The 20339-nt window shown below is 56.8% G+C and carries 14 protein-coding genes; 5 read left to right on the top strand and 9 right to left on the bottom strand.

From position 1 onward, the window contains the following. Window positions 1-161: 161 nt before the first annotated feature. Window positions 162-1196 (bottom strand): zinc-dependent alcohol dehydrogenase, encoded by a 1035-nt coding sequence (locus tag D7M11_RS35035; RefSeq protein WP_120751918.1) that lies wholly within the window; start codon window positions 1194-1196, stop codon window positions 162-164. 268 nt (window positions 1197-1464) lie between these two features. Between D7M11_RS35035 and D7M11_RS35030 the strand changes: the two genes are divergently transcribed. Further along, window positions 1465-2697, top strand: a complete 1233-nt coding sequence (locus D7M11_RS35030; RefSeq protein ID WP_120751917.1) for an aminopeptidase — start codon at window positions 1465-1467, stop codon at window positions 2695-2697. Between the two features lie 109 nt (window positions 2698-2806). Here the strand turns inward: D7M11_RS35030 and D7M11_RS35025 are convergent, their stop codons facing one another. After that, window positions 2807-4600: an alpha-L-fucosidase gene (locus D7M11_RS35025; RefSeq protein ID WP_120751916.1), complete on the bottom strand. Its 1794-nt coding sequence runs from the start codon at window positions 4598-4600 to the stop codon at window positions 2807-2809. Window positions 4601-4796: 196 nt separating this feature from the next. On the opposite strand from D7M11_RS35025, the gene D7M11_RS35020 reads away from it, so the two are divergent. Next, on the top strand, window positions 4797-5666 hold the full coding sequence (locus D7M11_RS35020; protein WP_120751915.1) for an AraC family transcriptional regulator: 870 nt from the start codon (window positions 4797-4799) through the stop codon (window positions 5664-5666). 5 nt (window positions 5667-5671) lie between these two features. Here D7M11_RS35020 and D7M11_RS35015 read toward each other — a convergent pair whose 3' ends face one another. The 3 genes from D7M11_RS35015 to D7M11_RS35005 all read right to left on the bottom strand — a co-directional run bounded on the left by D7M11_RS35015 (window position 5672) and on the right by D7M11_RS35005 (window position 10420). Then, a complete protein-coding gene (locus tag D7M11_RS35015; RefSeq protein WP_120751914.1) occupies window positions 5672-7774 on the bottom strand; it encodes a LuxR family transcriptional regulator in 2103 nt (700 codons plus the stop codon). 113 nt (window positions 7775-7887) lie between these two features. Further along, window positions 7888-9213, bottom strand: coding sequence for a sulfatase-like hydrolase/transferase (locus D7M11_RS35010; protein ID WP_158607007.1), 1326 nt, complete (start codon window positions 9211-9213; stop codon window positions 7888-7890). 55 nt (window positions 9214-9268) lie between these two features. Continuing rightward, on the bottom strand, window positions 9269-10420 hold the full coding sequence (locus D7M11_RS35005; RefSeq protein WP_120751920.1) for a DUF2264 domain-containing protein: 1152 nt from the start codon (window positions 10418-10420) through the stop codon (window positions 9269-9271). 102 nt (window positions 10421-10522) lie between these two features. On the opposite strand from D7M11_RS35005, the gene D7M11_RS36230 reads away from it, so the two are divergent. Beyond that, entirely contained in the window at window positions 10523-11443 is a 921-nt protein-coding gene (locus D7M11_RS36230) for a helix-turn-helix domain-containing protein (RefSeq protein WP_158607006.1), read from the top strand. 79 nt (window positions 11444-11522) lie between these two features. Here the strand turns inward: D7M11_RS36230 and D7M11_RS34990 are convergent, their stop codons facing one another. Continuing rightward, window positions 11523-12836 carry an extracellular solute-binding protein gene (locus D7M11_RS34990; protein WP_158607005.1) on the bottom strand — a complete coding sequence of 438 codons (1314 nt, stop codon included), beginning with the start codon at window positions 12834-12836 and terminating at the stop codon, window positions 11523-11525. A gap of 163 nt (window positions 12837-12999) precedes the next feature. Continuing rightward, window positions 13000-14247, bottom strand: a complete 1248-nt coding sequence (locus tag D7M11_RS34985; RefSeq protein ID WP_120751911.1) for a DegT/DnrJ/EryC1/StrS family aminotransferase — start codon at window positions 14245-14247, stop codon at window positions 13000-13002. A 141-nt stretch (window positions 14248-14388) separates the two neighbouring features. Here D7M11_RS34985 and D7M11_RS34980 point away from each other — a divergent pair, with 141 nt between their 5' ends. Both D7M11_RS34980 and D7M11_RS34970 read left to right on the top strand, forming a co-directional pair. Next, window positions 14389-15261, top strand: coding sequence for an AraC family transcriptional regulator (locus D7M11_RS34980; protein ID WP_158607004.1), 873 nt, complete (start codon window positions 14389-14391; stop codon window positions 15259-15261). Between the two features lie 416 nt (window positions 15262-15677). Beyond that, window positions 15678-16409 (top strand): class I SAM-dependent methyltransferase, encoded by a 732-nt coding sequence (locus D7M11_RS34970; RefSeq protein ID WP_120751908.1) that lies wholly within the window; start codon window positions 15678-15680, stop codon window positions 16407-16409. Window positions 16410-16430: 21 nt separating this feature from the next. Here the strand turns inward: D7M11_RS34970 and D7M11_RS34965 are convergent, their stop codons facing one another. After that, window positions 16431-18647 (bottom strand): helix-turn-helix domain-containing protein, encoded by a 2217-nt coding sequence (locus D7M11_RS34965; protein ID WP_120751907.1) that lies wholly within the window; start codon window positions 18645-18647, stop codon window positions 16431-16433. Further along, window positions 18644-20308 (bottom strand): type 2 periplasmic-binding domain-containing protein, encoded by a 1665-nt coding sequence (locus D7M11_RS34960; RefSeq protein WP_120751906.1) that lies wholly within the window; start codon window positions 20306-20308, stop codon window positions 18644-18646. Before D7M11_RS34960 ends, D7M11_RS34965 begins: the two co-directional genes overlap by 4 nt. Window positions 20309-20339 lie beyond the last annotated feature (31 nt).

Raw genomic sequence — 20339 nt, 5'->3', positions numbered from 1 at the left:
AACATCAAACGAATGATCAAAGCGATAGCATAAGGGATGAAAGGTCCCTTCAAAATCAGGCCAAATTCTATAAAACCGACAAAATGGGTTGAGGATGTTGTCCTCAACCCATTTTGTCAACAGCCCCTCGTGGCGGCCGGAGGTTTTTCGCGCTTTTCCTCCTACCCGCTTGAGCCGTCGCGGGCCATCGGTTCATATGCAAGCAGCACGCCAAGCTGGCTTCTCGGATCGATTGCGTATTTCTCGTATGCGAGCGCAGCCTTGCGGACCGGGATCACATCCGTGATCATCGAAGCTAGCCGGATCCGCTTCTCGGCGAGCAGACGGATATATTCGCCCATATTGCGTCCTTCCGTCCATCGCACATAACCGATCGGGTAATCGACGCCTTCGTTCTCGTAACTGCCGTCATACCGGCCCGGTCCGCCCGCGCGGGAGATCAGCACCTGCGCTTCCTTGCCGAACATCAGGTCGCGATTAAAGTCCGTCTTCACATCGCCGACGATGACGATTTTCCCCCGGTCGCGCAGCCATTCGAACGATTGGTCGATCAAACCGCCGGCCTTGCCGCCCGCGCAAAGGAATACCGCATCCGCCCCCGCTCCCTCCGAACAGTCGTGGATCGCATCCGCCAGCTCTTCGGCGGTAGCGCAGGCCCGCCCCGCCCCGCTTGCGCGCAACTGCTCGCAGCGCTCCGGCAGCAGATCATAGCCAATAACGCGCAGGCCTGCAGCGCTTGCAATCTGGCATAACAGCTGGCCCAAAATGCCCAGCCCGACGATAACGGCCGTTTCGCCGAAGCGGAGATCGGATTGGCGCAGCGCATGAATCGTGATCGCCCCGTGCGCGACGAATGCCGCCTCGCGGATGTCCACATGATCCGGCAGCGGAGCGACCAGATTTTTCGGCACCGCAATTCTCTCCGCATGTTTAACGAACGGCGCCCCATAGCAGGCGACGCGCTGGCCTATCCGAAGTTTATGTACGCCTTCGCCGACTTCGCGAATAATACCGGCCGAGCTGTACCCGAGCGGCAAGGAATCGCCGACTTCTCTGCTCCGGCCGATAATAAGCATTTCCGTTCCCGGACTGATGGCCGAGCATACGTTCTCGACGATTACATAGTTGCGCGCACAAGCCGGCTCCGGCGCCTGTTCCAATTGAATGCTGCCCTGTCTGGCTGTTACCACAAGCATGCTGCAAGCTCCCCATCTTCGTGTATAGTCGGAATCCAATTAACCATATTAAGTATATTAACTTTGTTCCTATCGCCGGTCAATTTGATGGAAGCCTGCAGGCGCTTATCCGGCCTTTCCGGCCACTTCTATTTACTCCTGCGTAACGGAGTTTTATACTTGAAGAATGCTTAACGAAATAAAGTACCAGAGAAAGCAGTACATACTCACCCAAGCCTAGATCGAATCCGTAAATCGATTCGGCATTCCACCAGGGAGGAACTTTAACATGCTTACCTTTCAACAAAAATTAGAAAATTACGCCGAGCTGATAGTCAAAATCGGCGCTAACGTTCAAAAAGGCCAAACGCTGATGGTGCAAGCTTCGCTCGATTCGGCGGAGCTCACCCGCTGCGTCGTCAAAAAAGCGTACGAAGCAGGCGCCTACTCGGTCAAGGTGCGCTGGAGCGACGATGATACTTCGCGCATCGCCTACGACCTCGCTCCGGAGGAATCGTTTCTGGAGGAGCCCAAATGGACGGCCGGTGAAAAAATCGAGCTGGCCGAGAAGGGAGCCGCGTTCGTCACGATAACGTCCGCCGACCCGGATCTGCTCAAAGGCGTCTCGCAGCAAAAAATGCTTCATGCGAATAAAACGACCAGGCAGGCGTTAGCCCCGTACAGTGCGCTGGCCAGAGCGTTCAAAATCAGCTGGAATTTGGCGACGACGCCTTCCAAGGCATGGGCGGCCAAAGTATTCCCGGACGTTCCCGAGGAGGAGCAGGTTCAGCGGCTGTGGGACGCGATCTTCCAGATGGTTCGCGCCGATCAGCCCGATCCGCTCGCACTGTGGGATGAGCATATTCGCCAGTTGAAGCGCCGCGCGTTTTACTTGAACGAAAAGCAGTATCAAAAGCTTCACTACGTCGGACCGGGCACCGATCTGACGATCGAGCTTCCCAAAAACCATATTTGGCTCGGCGGAAGCAAGCAGAACGAGCAGGGCACCTGGTTCGTTCCGAACTTGCCGACCGAGGAAGTGTACACCGCGCCGATGCGCACCGGGGTAAACGGCACCGTCGCGAGCACGAAGCCGCTCAGCTACAGCGGCAACATTATCGATGGGTTCACGTTTACGTTCGAGAATGGACGGGTTGTGGACGTCACCGCCGCACAGGGCGAAGAAACGCTCCGGGGATTGATCGATACGGACGAGGGCGCGCGTTACCTCGGCGAAGTGGCGCTTGTTCCCCACCATTCGCCCATCTCCGACTCGAACATTTTGTTTTACAAAACGCTGTTCGACGAGAACGCCTCCTGCCATCTCGCTGTAGGCAGCGCCTATACGGCTTGCATCGAGGGCGGGGTCGGCATGACGCCGGAACAGATCCAGGAACAGGGTCTGAACGTCAGCATGGCCCACACAGATTTCATGGTCGGCTCGGGCGAGCTGGATATATACGGCATAACCGCAGACGGCACGAAGGAGCCCGTTTTCCTGAAAGGAAACTGGGCGTTCTAAGACGACCTGTGCCTGCTTGTGGCGAAAGCGCGATTGACTCGCAATCCGCGCTTTTACCGGCAAAGGAGCTGCCCCTCGGGGCAGCTCCTTCATTATGTTTCTATAAGCTTCACAGACTGTGTGCGGTAAGCGTAACGGCGCATAAATTCATCAGGCAGCGGCCGGGTATCGCTGTCGCTCGAACCGTCAGCCGGTACGTGCCGGGAGCCGATATGTAGACGAAGCCCAACTCCCTAGTCGCGAAGCGGTGCTCGCCGCCCGTGGCCTCCACTTTTCCCAGCAAACAACCGTTCCCCGCCGAAACGGTAAAAGTCCCTCCCGCATTCTCATCCGTTGATCCGTACGATACATCCACGCGATACCGTCCGGAACTCGCAGCCCTGAACTCCCACTCGATCCAATCGGAAACGTCGGACCAGTCCGTTACGTTGTCGCGTCCTTTCTTGCCTGTGTCGTAGCGCAGCGTCCGCCCGTGAATCTCTCCGTCGAATGCTTCAAATACGTTGCTATACCCGCTTCCGAACAACCGTCTGAGCGGATTCGCGTCAATGTCCTCTGCCAGTTCCAGTACGATCACGGTGCATATGGGATCAAATGCGACTCCATGCACGTCCAAAGCAATATCGTCTTCATTCAGCCGCTTGACCGGAAGCGGCCGTTTGTCCGGGTCGGCAATCGCATAAGCCCGTCCGATCCGGCTGCGGATGCCGGGAACGAGCAGCTCGCCGTGCGCCGGCTGGTCCCATACGAGAAAATAAAGCGTTCGCCCTTTCGCCGTGCATCGCCCCCAGAGCAGCTTCCCGATCGGGCTGGCCGTCGTGCCGTATATACTGTCGCCGTTTTGCTTCATCCAGAGCCCGATTTCCCGCAGCAGCTCTACTGATTTCGGATCGAAAACACCTTCCCCGGTCGGACCGACATTGATCAGGAAATTGCCGTTCTGGCTCGCCACGTCGATCATATTGCGCACAAGATCGCGCGCCGTCTTCCAGTTCCGGTCGCTGCGCTTGTAGCCCCACGAGTCGTTCAGAGTCGCGATCGATTCCCAGTCATTATGCCGGACACGAACGTGCAGCTGGTTGTCGCCGCTGTTGCCGTAATCGCCGAACCCGTCTCTTCTCACCCTCCGATTGACGAGACAGCCTGGCTGCAGCCCGTGCACGAGGTTGACGAACTTCGTCCCTTGCTCGTCCGTAATCTTGTGTCCGTAGTCGAACCAGACGATGCCTACGGGGCCGTACCCGGTTAGAAGCTCGGTTACCTGAGGGTACGCTTTCTGCTCCAGGTAGCGCTCGTATCGGGACCGCTTGTCTTCGTCCCCGATCCACGATTCGAGCGGATCGTATGCGCCGATGTTGGCCGGGTAATCCCACGTATTCCCCTGCGAATCGGGATGATGCCAGTCCATCGCATGAGAATAGTAGAAGCACAGCCTGATTCCTTCTCGCTCGCACGCCGCCGCCAGCTCCTTCATCGGATCGCGGCCGAACGGAGTCCGCTTCACGATATTGAAGTCGCACGCCTTCGAATCGTACATGGCGAAGCCGTCGTGATGCTTGGCCGTAACGACGATATACTTTAGCCCGGCGTCCTTCGCGGCCGCTACCCATTCGTCGGCGCTGAACCGGACCGGATCAAACCGCTTCGCCACTTCTTCGTATTCGGCCACCGGGATTTTGCCGCGCAGCATGATGTGCTCGCCGTAAGCGCCCTCCACCTCCGCACCGTTCCAATACCCGCCAAGCTCCGAATACAGCCCCCAGTGAATAAAAAGACCGATCCTCGCTTCGCGCCACCAGGCGATCCTGTTCTCGCGTTGCTCATCCTCGGGGAGCGCGGCGACGTTCTTTTCGAGGCTATCCGCCTCGGCGTTATCCAGTAGCATATCTTGTTTATCGGTCATGCTCGCACAGTCCCCTCTTTTCGCCGCCGCTCGACACTTGCACGATACCGCCCTCGTGTCGCCGGATTCGGCGCTTCGGACGGTTGTACCGGAAAGGCGTTCGGTTTACTATTAGGGTAAGGGACCTACCGCTTTTAAACCAGATCTAGAACCGTTTTATAATCGTACATTTCCGTCTTCGAACAGGGGGACAGCTATGCAATGTCTGGAACTGGCGATCCCGCCGCTGCCGCAGCTCATTATTGTCGCTCATACGGTATGGAAACGCGGCGCGCTTCATGCTCCGCGCTCCTTCGGTCTGTACGATGTGCTGTTCGTGAAGCGGGGGACGCTGTTTATGATGGAGGACGATCGCAGCTATGAGATCAAGGCTGGCCATATGCTCGTGCTGGAGCCGAACCGGCAGCACCGCGGCTACAAACCATGCGAGGAGGAAACGGAGCTGATCTGGCTTCATTTCGCCCATCCGCCGGCTTCGCGCCTCCTCGAGTCCGGGCAAGTTCCGTGGTCCCGTCCTTGTGACAAAAAGATTGATAGGGCTTTTGTCGCTCCGGCGCAGCAGCTGTATATCCCCAAGTTCGGCGAGCTGCCGCTGCAAACTGTATGGCCGTTTCTGTCCCAGCTCGCCTCCTTGTACGGAATCCTGGTCGCCAGACAGAGCGCGAACATGCATGCTTTATTCGCCGCGCTGCTGGACGAGCTGCAAACGCTGCTGTACGCTGGTCCGCGCGCCCCCGGAACGGATCTGGCCGACCGCATCGAAGCATACTTGCGCGATCATTATGTGCAGCCCTTCGACGCCGATCATATGGCGGCCGCGCTTCACTTCGACGCCGATTATGTGTCCCGCTGCCTGAAAAAGCATACCGGCATGAGCGCGCTGCAATACGTCCACCATCTGCGTATCGAGAAGGCGCAGGAGCTGCTGCGGACAACGGAGCTATCCGTCCAGCAAATCGCCGACGCGACCGGCTTCGGCGACGCTACTTATTTGATCCGCCAATTCCGCAGCAAAACCGGTATGACGCCGAAGCGCTACCGGTTATGGTTTCAGAGGTTCATATAAAAAATTCAACTCTCGTTTTGCGAACTCCCATCAGGAGTGTCCATAAGATTTCCGGGGCTGATAGGCATTTTTCTTCCGGTTTGCCCGTGCAGGGAGTCGGGGCCTTCATACAGCTTCATCATCAACTGCGCCCGATTTTTAACGCCGTATTTGCCGAACATTTGGGCCAAGTTTTTCTTGACTGTAATTTCGCTCAAATGCAGATGAGAGGCAATTTCCAAGTTGGTTTTGCCCCCCAGCAGCAGCACGGCGATTTCCTTCTCGCGGACGGTTAATCCGGCCAGCCGATCGGAATCCGTCTTGACTCCGATGCTTGACGCCATACGATCCAGATAAGCCTGCAGCCTGCCGCCGCGAAGGTCGATCAGGAAAGTCGGCGATGGCGTGTCCTTGCCGTAATCGCGGTGCAGCGCCTTCGGCACTTCTTCGAATCCGAGACGTCGGAGCAGCGTTTGATAAAAGGGCAGCGGCGTCGAGGCCAGCAAGATGCCGCCGGTCAATATATGCGAGAACACGAAGCTGAGCAGGTCTCTTCTGGCCGATACGTCTTCCGGATCGAGCGCGTCGACCATCCGGATGTACCAGCCGCTCTGCGTCTGCCTAGGTACGGCAAACTCTCTTCTCTGGCTTGGCGTCAGCCCTTTGAAGTAGGCGCGGCTGACCGGTTGTGTCGTCAAATAATCGAGCGTGTGCTCGTTAATAGGAATCATCACTACAAGCCCGATTAGCCGCCCCGCGTCGTTTCGGAGAAGACGAACGGCGTCAGGGCGCAGTGCAAGCAGGCTGCGCGGATCGAGCAAATCCGATTCTTTGCGATCCTGGCTGGCAGGTACGATCAAGTCGTACTGCTGGTTCGTTTCGTGGTCGACGAAGGACACTTTTTTGTCCCGGGATTCCGCTGTCCTTTGCTGAAAATAATGGACGACCTCGTTCACATTGTGCCCGTCCATCGTCTCCAAGTGATGGGAGGATAAAGAGAGCGGCTGAAAAAATACGGCTCGAATCAACGAGTCGCCCAAATGGTAGAAAAACTCGCCGCGTTCCCACGAAATATCGGAGCTGGATGCGTTTTGCCGCAATTTCCGATCGTAATACTGGACACAGCGCCGGGACAAACGCTGGTAAGTCTCGGGCATTCGGGCACGAAGATCTTGACGGATGGATTCCCGCATCAAATCGTGAAGCACCCATCCCCGTTCCGTGAACCGGACAAACGAAAGCTGGGTGAGCCGCCGGAAATCGGCAGCCTGGACTTCTTGTTCAATGACGTGGCCGAGCAAATCCTGATGGAAATGCCGAAGCATCGATGCGGCCTCCAGAAGCTTCTGCAAGTTCTCGTCCGTCACCTCCCGCAACCATAGGTGGACGAGTCCGTTCAGTACTTCCGTTCGATCCGCTCCCTCCAGGCGGTTCGAAGAACCGGCGTGGACGGTAGAAGCTGCCAAAGAAAGGGTGAGAGGATGTCCACGGGTGAACCGCCACAGCTCCTGCATCATTCCCTCTTCGTGAATGCCAATCTTCCCCAAGTATTCGCACAGCGTTTCATAAGAGAACTCCGATAGCGGCAAGGAGCGGATCATCTGGCGCCATCCCGGCGAGACCGCCCATTCGCCTCGCAAGGGAAATCGGCCCGCTATGATGACGAGCACGTTGCCGGGCAGCCGTGCAATGAACTCCTCCCGCAACCACAAGTCCAGCTCATTCAATTCCTCGTAAGTATCGATCGCAAGCACAATTCGGTTGTTTGCCGCAAGCGCATTCAGTTTTTGGAGACAAGCGCCCGTCCAGTCGACTACCGGCGTCTGTTCGAGCTCGGCTGAGACGCCGGAATCGGAACGGATAGAACCCAGAACCGACAACAGACGCCTCGCAAACGCTTCAGGAGAATGAATAAAATCACGGCTGCCCAGCAGAATGAACGTAGAACCGGTCTTCTCCAAAGCGCGGTGAAGCGCGTCAAGCAGAAAGCTCTTGCCGATGCCTCCCGGACCGTATATATTCACAATGCGTTCCCTTTGCCCGCCGCGGTCGGCGAATTGCCGCAGCAGTTCGAGCTCGGCTTCTCTGCCGATAAAATAATGATCTATCCATTGCCAGAGCGATTGCACAGTACCCCAACCTCATTTCAAGCCGAATTCCATCACATATAATGCCAATATACCTCGATTATACCAAAGTTTAGTATCCATTTCACAATCTGTATGATAGTATTTAACCCGGATTAACCGAACTTCAATTCCCGAGCACGAAGGCGGAATCGTTCTACTTGTTCGCGGTATTCCGGTTCGTCGATGAAATTGACCGTTTCTTCCGGATTACGCTGCAGATCAAATAACACTTCCGGCTTATCCGGACCATAGCATTGGTACTTCAAGGCGTCGCGTTTGATCATCAGATTGCGGCCGCCGAATTGCGACACCGCCTCGTTGTCCCAGAGCGCATCGTCTTCCGCTAGAAGCGGCACCAGGCTGCGGCTGTCCAAGCCGCCGGGAACGGGTACCTCGGCAAGTTCGCACAGCGTAGCGAACAGATCACATAAACTTACATTGCGCTCGACGACCTTGCCTCCCCCGAACCGTTTCGGATAACGAACGATCAGCGGCACCCGCGCGCTCCCCTCGAAAAACTTCTGCTTCTCCCATACGCCGTGCTGCCCGAGCATCTCGCCATGATCGCTCGTATAGATGACGATCCAGTCGTCGATATCCTGCCCGACGTGCTCCAGCGCGCGCAAAACTTTACCGTACAGCTCGTCGATCGTTTCAATCATGCCGTAGTATGCGGCCGTCGCCCGGCGCAGCTCGCGCTCCGACGCATCGATCCCCTCGCGTACCGCCAGCCGGCCGAGAAACGGATGATCGAACGGCTGCTCGTTCGTAAACGGCCGGACCCGGTTCAAGTAGTAGGTGAACTTGTCCTCGCTCGTCAAATATGGGTAGTGCGGCTGCAGCAGGCTGACTTTGAGCAGCAGCGGCTGAATTTCCTCCCGATCATAATACGTGCTGTTGAAATAATCTTCGATGAATTGCGTAGCCACATCGACGGCCATTGCGTCATGCGACACACATGGCCCTCTGCTGACGCCGGCCCGCTTCACTTCCTTCGATTGCTCCCACTTCAGCGGAGGGCGCTTGTACTTGTCGAACTCGGACTGCTCCTTGCCGTCCAAAAACGAGGCTGTAACTTCCATATCGCCGAACAGACGCTTCGTCCAGCCTTGCATCTGATCCGTGCCCCTATGATGCAGCTTGCCGCTGACAACCGTCTGGTAGGCGTGCTGCGCCAATCTGCGCGAGAATGTCATATGTCCCGGGGGCAAATCTTGCCCGAACGTTTCACAGCCGGTCGTGCGCGGAAACTGTCCGGCCATCATGCTTTGTCTGGCCGGGATACAGATCGGCGAAGGTGTATAGGCGCTGCGGAACACCGTCCCCGTAGCCGCCAGCCGGTCCAGATTCGGCGTGCGTATGACCGGATTTCCCTCAAAGCCGGTTACGTCGGCCCGATGCTCGTCGCTCATTAGAAACAAAATATTCGGTTTACCCAATTTCGTTATCCTCCCGTATTCGCAAATGATGCCCATCCTCGGGCGAAAGAGATGTTCAACTGCCCTTCAGTGCGGAATCGATCGAAAACGACGCGCCCGACCACGCCTTACACTGCGTCCATTCGGCTTCGCCCTGCCAAAACGGATCGCCCTCCTTCAGGCCAAGCGGCAAAAACGCGACCGAGCACAAATACAGGCTGCCGGTCGAAATATACGTCTCGCCGATCTCCGGCTGGTGCCCGCAAAAGCCGATCGTCAGCCAGCCGCCGGCATCAAACGTGCCTGGCGCCTCGATCGTTCTGCGGATAACCGCCGTCAGCGCGCAGCGGACTTGCGCGGGCTCAAGAGGCGCGGGGAGTTCGCCGCGCAGCGCCACATGCGCCAGCGTCTGGAACGCGCCGAACCGGTAGGCGAGCGAGCGCCCAACAGGGGGGAACGTTCCTTCCGGCGATATAAGCCTCTCCTGTATGACCGCCTGACGCTGGGCCCGTCTCGCGATCGGTCCCGCCATCGCTTTCCATTCGCCGTAGCGATCGCCGACCGCTTCTACAATATCGAGGAGCATCGGCTGAATGACGAAGCTGTTGTAATAGTCAGCGTGATACTCCTTCCCTTCGCCGTACGTTCCGTCTCCTACGTACCACTGTTCGTGCTGTTTCAAGGCAAAGTCGATGCGCATCGGGTCCCAATCGGGCTCGCCCATCCGGCATAGCGCCACTTCGATTGCGGCTGCGAACAGCAGCCAGTTGTTGAAATACGGTTTTCTCGAACGTGTAGCCTTCAAAGCGTCGATCAGATTGCGGCGCACCCGATCCTCCAGCTTGTCCCACAGCTCGACGGGCGCCCGCAAAATCGCCTGCGACAAAAACGCCGCGTCCACGATCGGCTGATAGCCGCGGCTGAAATTCATCCTGTCGGGCGAGACCGGATCGGTCCCGGCATCAATCGCCGATCGGGCGAGAAGCGCCAGCCGCTCCCGCAGCCGCTCCTCCTCGTCGCCGCCGGCTCCTTTCGCTTCAAGCCAGGGCGCGATGCCTGTGAGCAAGCGCCCCAGCGCTTCGAGATGCGTATACTCCGAACGGTCGTCCGTCTTGCCCTCCACCGGCATATCGGCCTTCAGCCGCCGCTCATGCAGCGCCTCCAGCACCGGAGCGGCGATGCGTTGCATCGTCTCCAGCCAATACGCCCTGTCGTTTGTTTGAGTCATCGCTTCGACAGCTCCTTCCGTAAATTGAAAACGCTTCATTATCATATCGCGTTAATCCTGATATACTATAACTATCATGCTGCCACAAGGGGGATGTTCACAATGAGCACTCGTATCGGGCTTCCCAATATGACCAGCACCCTTATGACGTACAACTTTCATATCCGCGTCGCCGAAGCCGGATATGCCTTCCGTCTTGAGTACCACCCTACTTTCGAGCTGTTATACTGCTGGGAAGGCAACGCCACCGAATATATTCAGGAACGCCCCGTCCCGTTTCGCACCGGAGACTTGCTGCTTATTAAGCCGGGCGTGAAGCATCGCTTCCTGAATCAAGCTGCGGGACCTGTTACCTTTATTTCCATTCATTTCGATATCGACGATCCGGAACTGCGCAAAAAGCTGATCGCCGCGAGAATCGAGCGGCTATCGAAAGCGGATACCGAAAAAACGATGATTCCCCGCTATCTGGAACAAATCGAATCCGTCATCTACTCCTGCATACTTAAAACGAAGTATGGTGGCGAGGTTACCGATATCCCTTTGTCCAGCGTCGATAAGCTAGCGATCCAGGCCTTTTTTCTGCTCATCGTCAAGGAGCTCACTGTGTATACGGCATCCGTCAAGGAACAGGATGGCTATGGCTGTGAGGAGCAGCATGCAACTCCTTATGAAACGAAAATCGCCCACTTGATCGAAGATTTATTGCGCCTTTGCGCCCAGGACGCCCTTACCGTTCAAGATATCGCCCGCCATATCGGCCTTAGCCGGGGGCAGTGCACGAAAATTTTTACGAAAGTGTACGGCATGCCGCCGCGGCAGTACATTACGGAGCTGAAGCTAAGAAAGGCCAAGGAGCTGCTCGTCCGCTCGCAGTTGTCCGTGGAGGCGATTGCCGCCGAGCTTCGCTACGATTCCGTCAGTCATTTCAGCCGGCAGTTCAAACGCTGGACCGGACTTTCGCCGCTCCAATTCAGACCCAAACATTTGCCGCTGTCCGGCGTTACGGACGCTTCGAGCTAGCGTCGCAGCCTTAGAAACAACGAAGGGCAGCCCCGGGTACCGGAGCTGCTCTCCTCGTTCTTATTTCGTTTTCGTTCGGTCATTTTCCTTGGGCGGCCTGAATTTCCTTCGTCGCCGCTTCGGCGGCTTCCCTCAAAGCCGTTACCACATCCTTCTCTCCCTGCGCGACTTGCTGCAACGCCGAATTCGCTTTGCCCGAAACAATGCCGGTATATTTCGTTTTCATTGTAATGGGAGCCGGTTTGGCCGGGAAAAACGATTTGATGTTTTTTCCTTGATAGATGGGAAGCGACTCGGCAAACGTCATTTGGATTTGCGGATTGTTCAAGATCGACAGCCCGGTAGCATCCTTCGACATCTTGATCTGGTATTCGTCCGAAGTCAAATACGCGACGATCTGATAAGCCATCTCTTTATGCTTGCTAGTGCTGGCGACAGTCGCATAGGTGGGATACATTTGCGAGCCGACATCTCTCGCGTCCGCGAACGTAGGCAGCGTTACAGCGTCATAATTGCCTTCGTTGTTGAGGACCGAGTTGAAGTAGGCGTACATCGCCAGCGTTTTGTCCTTTGTAAACAGCGTCGTCGTTTGTTTGCTCCATAGCTCCTTGGCCAGATCGCTGCCCGGAAGCTGATAAAATCTGGCGAAATTGTCGATCAGCTTTTTAAATTTATCATCCGTTATGAGCGGTTTGTTTTGTGCATCGTTAAAGGGAGCGGACAGCTGATTCACGTTGAGCATATGGCTCGGCGACATGCCGTAGCCGTAATACTGAACCCCTCCGTCCTTGCGGGTCAGCTTTTTCGCCATCTCGTAAGCTTCGTCCCATGTCATTCCGTCCTTCGGGTAAGCGACGCCGAATTTATCGAAAAGGTCCTTATTATAGGCGAGCACCTCCGCCGTGGTCCAGACCGGCAAACCGTACATGCCTCCGCCGCTGAAGTTTTTCATGAACTCGACTTGGGTTTGCTCCAAGCGGGTCAAATCGAACTTGTTCGTCTTCAGCAGTCCGGATAGATCGTACTGCAAATCGTAGTCCGTCATGTTCGTTATGAGACCGATCGAGTAAAAAACGATATCGAGATTTTCCCCCGCGGCAATAACATCCTTAAACTCGGTTCCTTTGGCGTAAGGAATAAACTTTGGCGTCACGTTCGGAAATTTCGCTTTGACCGCATCTCCCATCATTTGCTTGAACTGCTCCTCGGTCGTTGCCGTATTCGGCCGGTAAAACGTAATCTCCACCGGCTCTTTAAGGTAGGCAGGTTCTTTGTCCGAGGCCGCATCCCTGGACGAGTCAATCGCTTTCCCGCCGCCTCCGCAAGCCGCTGCAATTACCGCTGTCAGGGTGAGGAGCGTTACCAAGCTTAATCGTTTTCGATTCGTTCCCATAACCGTTCCCCCTTGTTTGAATGCGATTTGAACGTATCGTCTCATATGTAAGCGCATTCAACAAGGTAACGAGCATGCATTCTTTTGACCATTTGTACGCTCATTCCGCAAAACAAACAGCCTGCCGGATCGAACCCGGCAGGCTTTTCACTCTCGCGATAGGTTACAACGCAGGCACCTTGGCAAAATGATTCGCTACCTTGCGGATCGCCTGCACGATTTCCTCTACATCTTGCTCGGTGTAAAACTCGTTCACGCTAAGACGGATCGCCGTCTGCAAAATCGCCTCCGCGTTCGGGCACAAGCCCGCCTCGTACGTAATGCCCGTCAGATCAAACGGGAAATGGCTGCCGAGGTACGCCTGACGCTTCTGGAACAGCGGCTGCATGTACATGACCTGCGGAATATAACCGGCCGAATTCGGAATGCCCTCCGCCGCCAGCGCCTTGGTGAACTCCTCGCGGGTGCAGGTTAGCTTCGACTCGTCGATGCGCATCATATAGAACCAGTACGTGCCGGTATTGCCTGCTTCGACCTTATGAGGCTCGATGCCGGGCAAGCCGGAAATGCCGGCCGTAATCCGGTCGCCGAATTTGGTGCGCTGATCGCAAATCCACGGCAGCTTTTTCAGCTGCGCGATGCCTACGGCGCCCTGCAGCTCGGTCATCCGGTAGTTCGGGGCCACATAGTGCAGCTCTTTTTGCACCGTATCGCCGAACCGCTTGAAGTTTTTGTCGGCGAACGCGTGCGTCGTCAGGAAGTCCTGCTCATCGCCCGAGTTGACGGTGACGATGCCGCCGTCCCCAGTGGAAATATGCTTGAAATCGTTCGTGCTGAAACAGCCGTAATCGCCGATCGTCCCGGCCAGCCGTCCTTTGTATTTCGTCATGTAGCTTTGTGCGCAGTCTTCGATGACCTTGACGTTATGCTTGCGGGCAATCGCCATAATGGCGTCCATATCCGCCGGGTTGCCGGCGAGGTGTACGACCAAAATCGCTTTTGTCCGCGGCGTAATGCGCGCTTCGATCGACTGCGGGTCCATGTTGTACGTATTCGGATCGAGATCGGCGAATACCGGGATCGCGTTCTGGTACAAAATACCGATCAGCGTCCCCTGGTCCGTAATCGGGCTCGTGATGACTTCGTCGCCTACCGTGACCCCGGCAGCGCCAAGCGCAACGTGAATCGAGGCCGTACCCGACGTCGTCGCTACGCTGTACTTTACCCCATACAACTCGTTAAAGTTGTTCAGGAACGTTTTGACCTTTTTGCCGAAATGATAAAACAGCGTGTTTTGCTCCAGCGCCTCCAAAAGCTCCTTCGCTTCGTCCAGGCCGAATCGCTTGCCCGTGCCGAACGGCGTCGTTTTCGTCTTCGGTCCACCCAAAATAGCCAGCTTATCTTGACTCATCGTGCACGTCCCCTTTGTATTCGTAATGTCTTCATTATATGATTCGGCCATCCGGGCTACACGCCATTTTGTATAGGAATATAGGTCAAAAATTGTTACAATGGACCATAGCAAATGACCTTTCGGCGAGGGACAACGTGTATGACGACTTATCCGGTATTCCAGGACAGCCTCAGGCTGAGCACGTTCAAAAAGGGCGAATTTCCGCTCTTTATTACGCATTATCCGCTGCGCAGCGGCTATCCGAACCATCACCACGAATTTGCGGAAATTTCCCTCGTCACGAGCGGACAAGGAACCGAGATCGTGGGCGGGGTCGAGCACCGGCTGCAGCCCGGCAGCATCTGTTTGCTGCCGCCGTACCATCTGCATGCGATGCGACTGGAAGACGAGAAGCCGCTGTACAAGTTTTGCTGCATGTTCGACATGAATGCGCTGTTTCAGCCTGCTTTCACGGAAGTCGGCCAATGGCTGATCAAGCTGTCGGACGAGACGCGGCCCTACTACGACCTGCCCCCCGATGCGTTCGCGGCGATCCGCGACGTGCTGTCGGCTCTGGAGGCGGAATCGCGCTCGGCGGCGCTCGGCAAGCAGGGGTTTATGCGGATCAAGCTGCTGGAAGTGATTTATTTGTTTTTCCGTAATCATCCCGGTTTCGCTTCGTTCGGTCAAACGGTGGATATCAGCCCGGTGGAGTGGGATTTCGTCAAGTATGTCAACACGCATTTCATGGAGGAATCGATTTCGCTCGAGGAAGTGGCGGACCGGTTCGGCGTCAGCGTTTTCGTCGTGAGAGGGGCGTTCAAGCGGCTGCTCGGCAAAAACTTTCTCGAATATTTGCACCAGCTGCGCATTCGCCGGGCATCCAGCCTGCTCATCGCCACCGATATGTCGGTAGCGGAGATCGCCTATGACGTCGGCTTCTCTTCGCTTCGCTCGTTTACCCGCGTTTTCAAGGAATCGACCGGCTTGAGTGCGACCGATTATCGCAAACAAAATCACGAGCCGGAATGATCGGATGGGTGATACGCCTCCGGGTCCCGGTCGTTGGAATTGGCGGCAAAGGCAATCTCCGCGGAGGTAAGGGCGGTTTTCCGGGCAAGGATGGTTTTATAAAATCAAAACGCACTTCTGACGCTGCCAACGCGGACAGCGGCTCCAGCAACGCAAACAACGACTCGGGCAGCGCAGAAGCTTCCGACTCCGAATAATACGCAGATCTGCATGCCTTGGCGTAAAGACGGGTTAACTTTTCGCTGATTTCAAAGCGCCACTCTTCATGCCCGGAATGGGTTCCCAAATGGAACGATTCCACCGTGCGGAGTGGCGCTTTTTGTACCGGATCGGTACGAACGGGAACGGAATGTTTTGCCGAACTTATGTTATGATAGTTCCAATTCCGTACATACGAAAGAAGGAGACTTTTCTCGATGAAACAAAACAAATACGATGATGCCCGCTTTTTTGCCGCCTACGAAACGATGCCGCGATCGGTCAAAGGACTCGAAGCCGCGGGCGAATGGCATGTACTGAAAGAAGTGCTGCCGGATCTGCGCCAGAAAAGCGTGCTCGACCTGGGCTGCGGCTTCGGCTGGCATTGCCGCTACGCGCTTGAGCAGGGCGCAAGCTCCGTAACCGGCGTGGATATTTCCGAAAATATGCTGCAAAAAGCTCGCGAGCTAACAAACGATGCTGCGATTACTTATGTCAGAATGCCCATCGAGGATATCGACTTTGTAGGCGGCTCCTTCGATGTCGTCATCAGCTCGCTCGCTTTTCATTATATCGAGCCGTTTCAAACCGTCTGCGAAAAGGTTTACGCCTGCCTGAAGCCCGGCGGCAGCTTCGTCTTTTCGGTCGAGCATCCGATCTTTACGTCCAGAAACGAGCAGGATTGGCATACCGACGAGCAAGGGAACCGTCTGCATTGGCCGGTCGATCAGTACCAGCACGAAGGGATGCGCGAGACTTCCTTTTTGACCGACAACGTTATCAAATACCATCGCACGATTGCCACTTACTTGAATGATTTGATCGGCGCCGGATTTGCCGTCAAGGCGGTCAAGGAGCCGCTCCCTTCCGAAGAGCTGCTGCGAACCGTGCCGGGCATGTCGGATGAAACCCGAAGACCGATGTTTATGATCGTTTCGGCGCAAAAATAACCGCTGGCTGGCTGACTGCCGTCAAGCTCCGCCGCCACTGCTGCTGTTGCTGGCGTCGCGGTATTCCTGCGGCGTCAACCCCTCGCGCTTTTTGAATTTGCGGAAAAAGTTGTTCGGGTCCGTCAGTCCGACCAACTCGACGATCTCTTTAATTTTGAGATCCGTCTCCGCCAGCAGCTCCTTCGCTTTTGTCATGCGAAGGCCGTCGACATACTGCATAAGCGGGCTGCCGGTCTGGTCCTTGAAGTAGCGGGACAAGTAGGAGCGCGAAACGCCGAGACGGTCCGCGATTCCTTCGGCGGACAAGCTTCCGTCGGTGTAAAACTCCCCGATAAAGGCGAGCGCCTGCTCCAGCAGCTCCACATTTTTGCTTTCCTTGCGGGAGGCGATATCGTCACAGACGCCTTGGCAAAATTTGATGACCGCCGCTTCAAGCTCGGCAATCGTCTCGAACCGGGTCGCGAACAGCTCCGTCAAGGCTGCCGCGGCTTGATCCGGCAGCACGATTCCGGCCTCGGAGAGTGTCTTCATAATCGTATGCACGAGATCGAAGGAAAGCCGTTCGCCCATATCGACGTCCAGCCTCTGCCCGGACAGGCTGGCGACGATTTCCCCAATTCGCAGGCTGGCCTCGTCCTTGTCTCCTTTGCGGATGGCGGCGGACAGCAGCGGATGAAGCTCGTACCGGTACCGGTACGGGTCCTGCTCATGCTCATGTTCGCGCAAGCTCTCGTATACGAACGATTGTCCTCCGCCGCGTAAATACCGGCTTCGCGCCGCATAGTTGGCCTCGAGGTACGATTTGTACACGAGATCGGCTTCCTCGTACAAGCAGCCGATTCCGGCCGTACACGTAAAACGGAAATGCTGCTCCAGAAACGCGTTCGCCTTATCCGCCAGCTCCTTCACGTCCTCCACCGTGCAGTCCTCGCGCACATTCAGCAGCAGAATGATCCCGCCCGGCTCCATTCCTTCCAGCGTCCAGCCTTGCCCAAGATCGCCGGCAAGCTCCTCCAGCACATTTTTCAAGCTGAGGAGCATGACAGCGGGTTCGGAACGGCTTCCCACGAGAGCAGCCTGCTTGTAACGATCGATCAGCAATTGCGCGACAATGTACCGGTCAAACGTAAATTCCAAGACGGGCGCGAATGGCGGCTCCTTGTCGTCATGGTCCCGCGTTTTTCCCCGGATCAGATCGAGCAGTTCTTTCTCCATGACGATCCGCGCCTGGCTTTTGATGACGGTATGCAGCTTCCGCTCGGTCCGGTATTGGCGCGCGCCGAACACGAACGACAGCAGCACGCTCACGGCCAACACGCCGAGTACGCATAACGCGAACACATTGCGGCTGCGAATAACCGGTCCTAACGCCCGTTCGGCGGGCAGTATGCTGACGAACGACCAGCCGTTATAATCCGAGACGATACGGGCGACGAACAGCTTCTCGCCGTCCAAACTAACGGTGCGTACTCCGTCTCGGGGCAGGTCACCCGGAAGGCGAAGAGCAAGCGCTGCCGATTCCTCCTCTCGGTCGCGTTCGGCCGCGTACGCGACCAGCCGTCCCCGGTCGTCGGCGATATACGAATAACCCGCTTCGTTGTTCAGCACGCCGCGGATCATCCCGCTCCATTCGCGCTCGTCGATCTGGAACAGGATCACTCCGTACGGACGGCTCGCATGAAGGGGCAGCGGATACAGATAAGTGGCCCTGTTCCTCGTCTCTACGCCGTTTAACGTTACCGGCTCCAGCGGACGAAGAACGGGCTGGCGCAGCTCGCTGAAATCGGCCAGAAACGAATCGGCGCTCCAGTTCGCATACCGGTAAGCCTCCTGGAAAAAGGACGCCAGCTCGTACATGCCGCTCGCGGCAAACAGGCGGTCCCCGGACTTGCCCCGGAAATAAACCGCGATCTCGCCGGCGAAGCTGTTGGCCGCCTTGAATTTGGCCAAGCTCCGCACCTTCTCCCCCATCCGGTACCCTTCGCTGGCCGGTACATCGGACACGAGGTCCGGATCGCTTGCAATGAGCTGGGCGATCCGATTCATATCCATCATGCGCGAATCGGTCACGTCCCGCACTTGCTTCAGCATGGAGACCGACGTGCCGGCGATTTCCTGCTCCATCGAGCGGATGAACGTGCCGTACACGACGACGCCGACGATAAGCAGCGCGACGCATACAAGCGCGACGTAAGAGAGCGCGTAACCGACAAGCCCTCGACCGGCATAACGGATCATGGGGCGCTCACCTCGAATCGTTGCCCGGCAAAACGCTTGTAAGCGGATGCATAAATCGCCATATAACCGGTCAGCCCTTTACGGCGCAGCGAGATCACATAGTCGTCCCACGTGTCGAACGAAACCTCGCCGGTAATGAACCGATTGCGCATCTCGGTCACATAGCCTTGAATGTCGGCACTGTAGGCAAACATCAGATCGTTCTCGTCAGGCGTATACGCAAACTCCGGCCACACTTCATCCGGCAGCGACGGCTTCAGCTTCGCCGCCCCTTCCTGTGCGGACCGGGACGACTCGACGCCCAAATAGGTGGCCCGGCGGACAATGCCGGGGAATTCGCCGCGCGGCCATACGAGAAATTGACCGATCCTCCGTTCCGCGCCGGCATCGCCCCCGCTTCCCGCGAACGGTTCGGCGTAAGCGAAAGTCCCTTCCGGCGTCACCCGGTACGTCTCATTTTCGATTCCGAGAAAAAACAGCCGATTGCCCGGCTCGCTGTACAAATAATCGGCCCAGCGGACCGTCTGCTCCGGATAGCGACTCGCGGACGTAACGGCCAAAGCGCCGGCGCGGTGCAAAGGATGCGAAACGCCGGCAAACAGCCGGTCGCCGTTCGGTCCCGCAAGCGCGGCGATGGCGATATAGTCGTCTTCGCGCGAAGACGGCGGACCGCTGCCGATGAACGCCCCGACATTGCCTTCGCGGATCAGACGCGTAAACTCGTTCTCGTTAATCGCGAACAAGCGGTTGTCAAGCAGGCCTTCGGCGCAGAGACGGTTCATAAATTGCAGCAGCTCTTTATATTCCTGGGTGGACGGGATAAACCGAAGCGCCCCCGTCTTCGGCTGAACATCCACGAACGGATGCTCCGCGCCGCGGTTGCCGAGCCCCCAGGCGCCCTTCAACACAAGCTCCAGCGTTTCTACACCCGGCACGAGCAGAGCCGTCTCGTCATGCTTATAATTGCCGTTCATATCGCTGGCGGCGAAACGTTTCAGGAGACGGTACAGCTCCTCCGTCGTTTCCGGCGGCTTCTCGCCGAGCTTGTCGAGCCAGCTGCGGCTCAGCCACAGCTTCTGTCCGGTCAGCATGGAGCCGAACTCCGGGTCGTACAGCATCGGCAGCGCATAAATATGGCCGTCCGGCATCGTCATCCCCCGGCGCACGTCCGGATACCGGTCGAGCAGCGCCTTTATATTCGGGGCGTCGCGGTCGATCAGCTTCTCCAGCGGAATAAGCACGCCCGAGCTGCCGTAGCCGACAAGCTCGAGTGGCGATAGCTGCGTGCCGAACAACAGATCCGGCCACGCTTCCGAGCTGCGAGACAGAAGCAGGTTGCGCCGGTCCGCCACCTCCGCTGCCGGCACCGTTTGCCAGTCGATGCGGACGCCGCTTTGCTCCTCATAATGCCGCCAGAGCGGCAGGCGGCTCCAATCGGAAGCGACGGCCGGCGAGTAACCGGCAAACGCCTTTATGGTAATCGATTGCTCTTTTAACGATAACGAATTCGCTGCGGCGGGGCTTTCCCGCACAGATGCGGCCGGGTCGCGATGCACCGGCGCTTTCGATGCCGTCAATTGGACTACATAGATGACACCGAATAAAGCCGCGACCGCTAGTGCCGCCGTCAGCCAGCCGATTTTCCGGGTACCCGGTTTCATACCCCGCCTCCAGTCCGTAGTAACGCGTGTC

Source organism: Paenibacillus ginsengarvi (assembly GCF_003626695.1).
GTDB lineage: Bacteria > Bacillota > Bacilli > Paenibacillales > NBRC-103111 > Paenibacillus_AB > Paenibacillus_AB ginsengarvi.
This window is presented reverse-complemented; position numbering and strand designations above follow the sequence as displayed.

Coding starts and splice junctions, on each gene's coding strand:
- D7M11_RS34965 (WP_120751907.1), bottom strand. CDS start 18,647: ATGATCCGTTATGCCGGTCGAGGGCTTGTCGGTTACGCGCTCTCTTAC.
- D7M11_RS34980 (WP_158607004.1), top strand. CDS start 14,389: ATGACGACTTATCCGGTATTCCAGGACAGCCTCAGGCTGAGCACGTTC.
- D7M11_RS34960 (WP_120751906.1), bottom strand. CDS start 20,308: ATGAAACCGGGTACCCGGAAAATCGGCTGGCTGACGGCGGCACTAGCG.
- D7M11_RS34970 (WP_120751908.1), top strand. CDS start 15,678: ATGAAACAAAACAAATACGATGATGCCCGCTTTTTTGCCGCCTACGAA.
- D7M11_RS36230 (WP_158607006.1), top strand. CDS start 10,523: ATGAGCACTCGTATCGGGCTTCCCAATATGACCAGCACCCTTATGACG.
- D7M11_RS34985 (WP_120751911.1), bottom strand. CDS start 14,247: ATGAGTCAAGATAAGCTGGCTATTTTGGGTGGACCGAAGACGAAAACG.
- D7M11_RS35030 (WP_120751917.1), top strand. CDS start 1,465: ATGCTTACCTTTCAACAAAAATTAGAAAATTACGCCGAGCTGATAGTC.
- D7M11_RS35005 (WP_120751920.1), bottom strand. CDS start 10,420: ATGACTCAAACAAACGACAGGGCGTATTGGCTGGAGACGATGCAACGC.
- D7M11_RS35035 (WP_120751918.1), bottom strand. CDS start 1,196: ATGCTTGTGGTAACAGCCAGACAGGGCAGCATTCAATTGGAACAGGCG.
- D7M11_RS35020 (WP_120751915.1), top strand. CDS start 4,797: ATGCAATGTCTGGAACTGGCGATCCCGCCGCTGCCGCAGCTCATTATT.
- D7M11_RS35025 (WP_120751916.1), bottom strand. CDS start 4,600: ATGACCGATAAACAAGATATGCTACTGGATAACGCCGAGGCGGATAGC.
- D7M11_RS34990 (WP_158607005.1), bottom strand. CDS start 12,836: ATGGGAACGAATCGAAAACGATTAAGCTTGGTAACGCTCCTCACCCTG.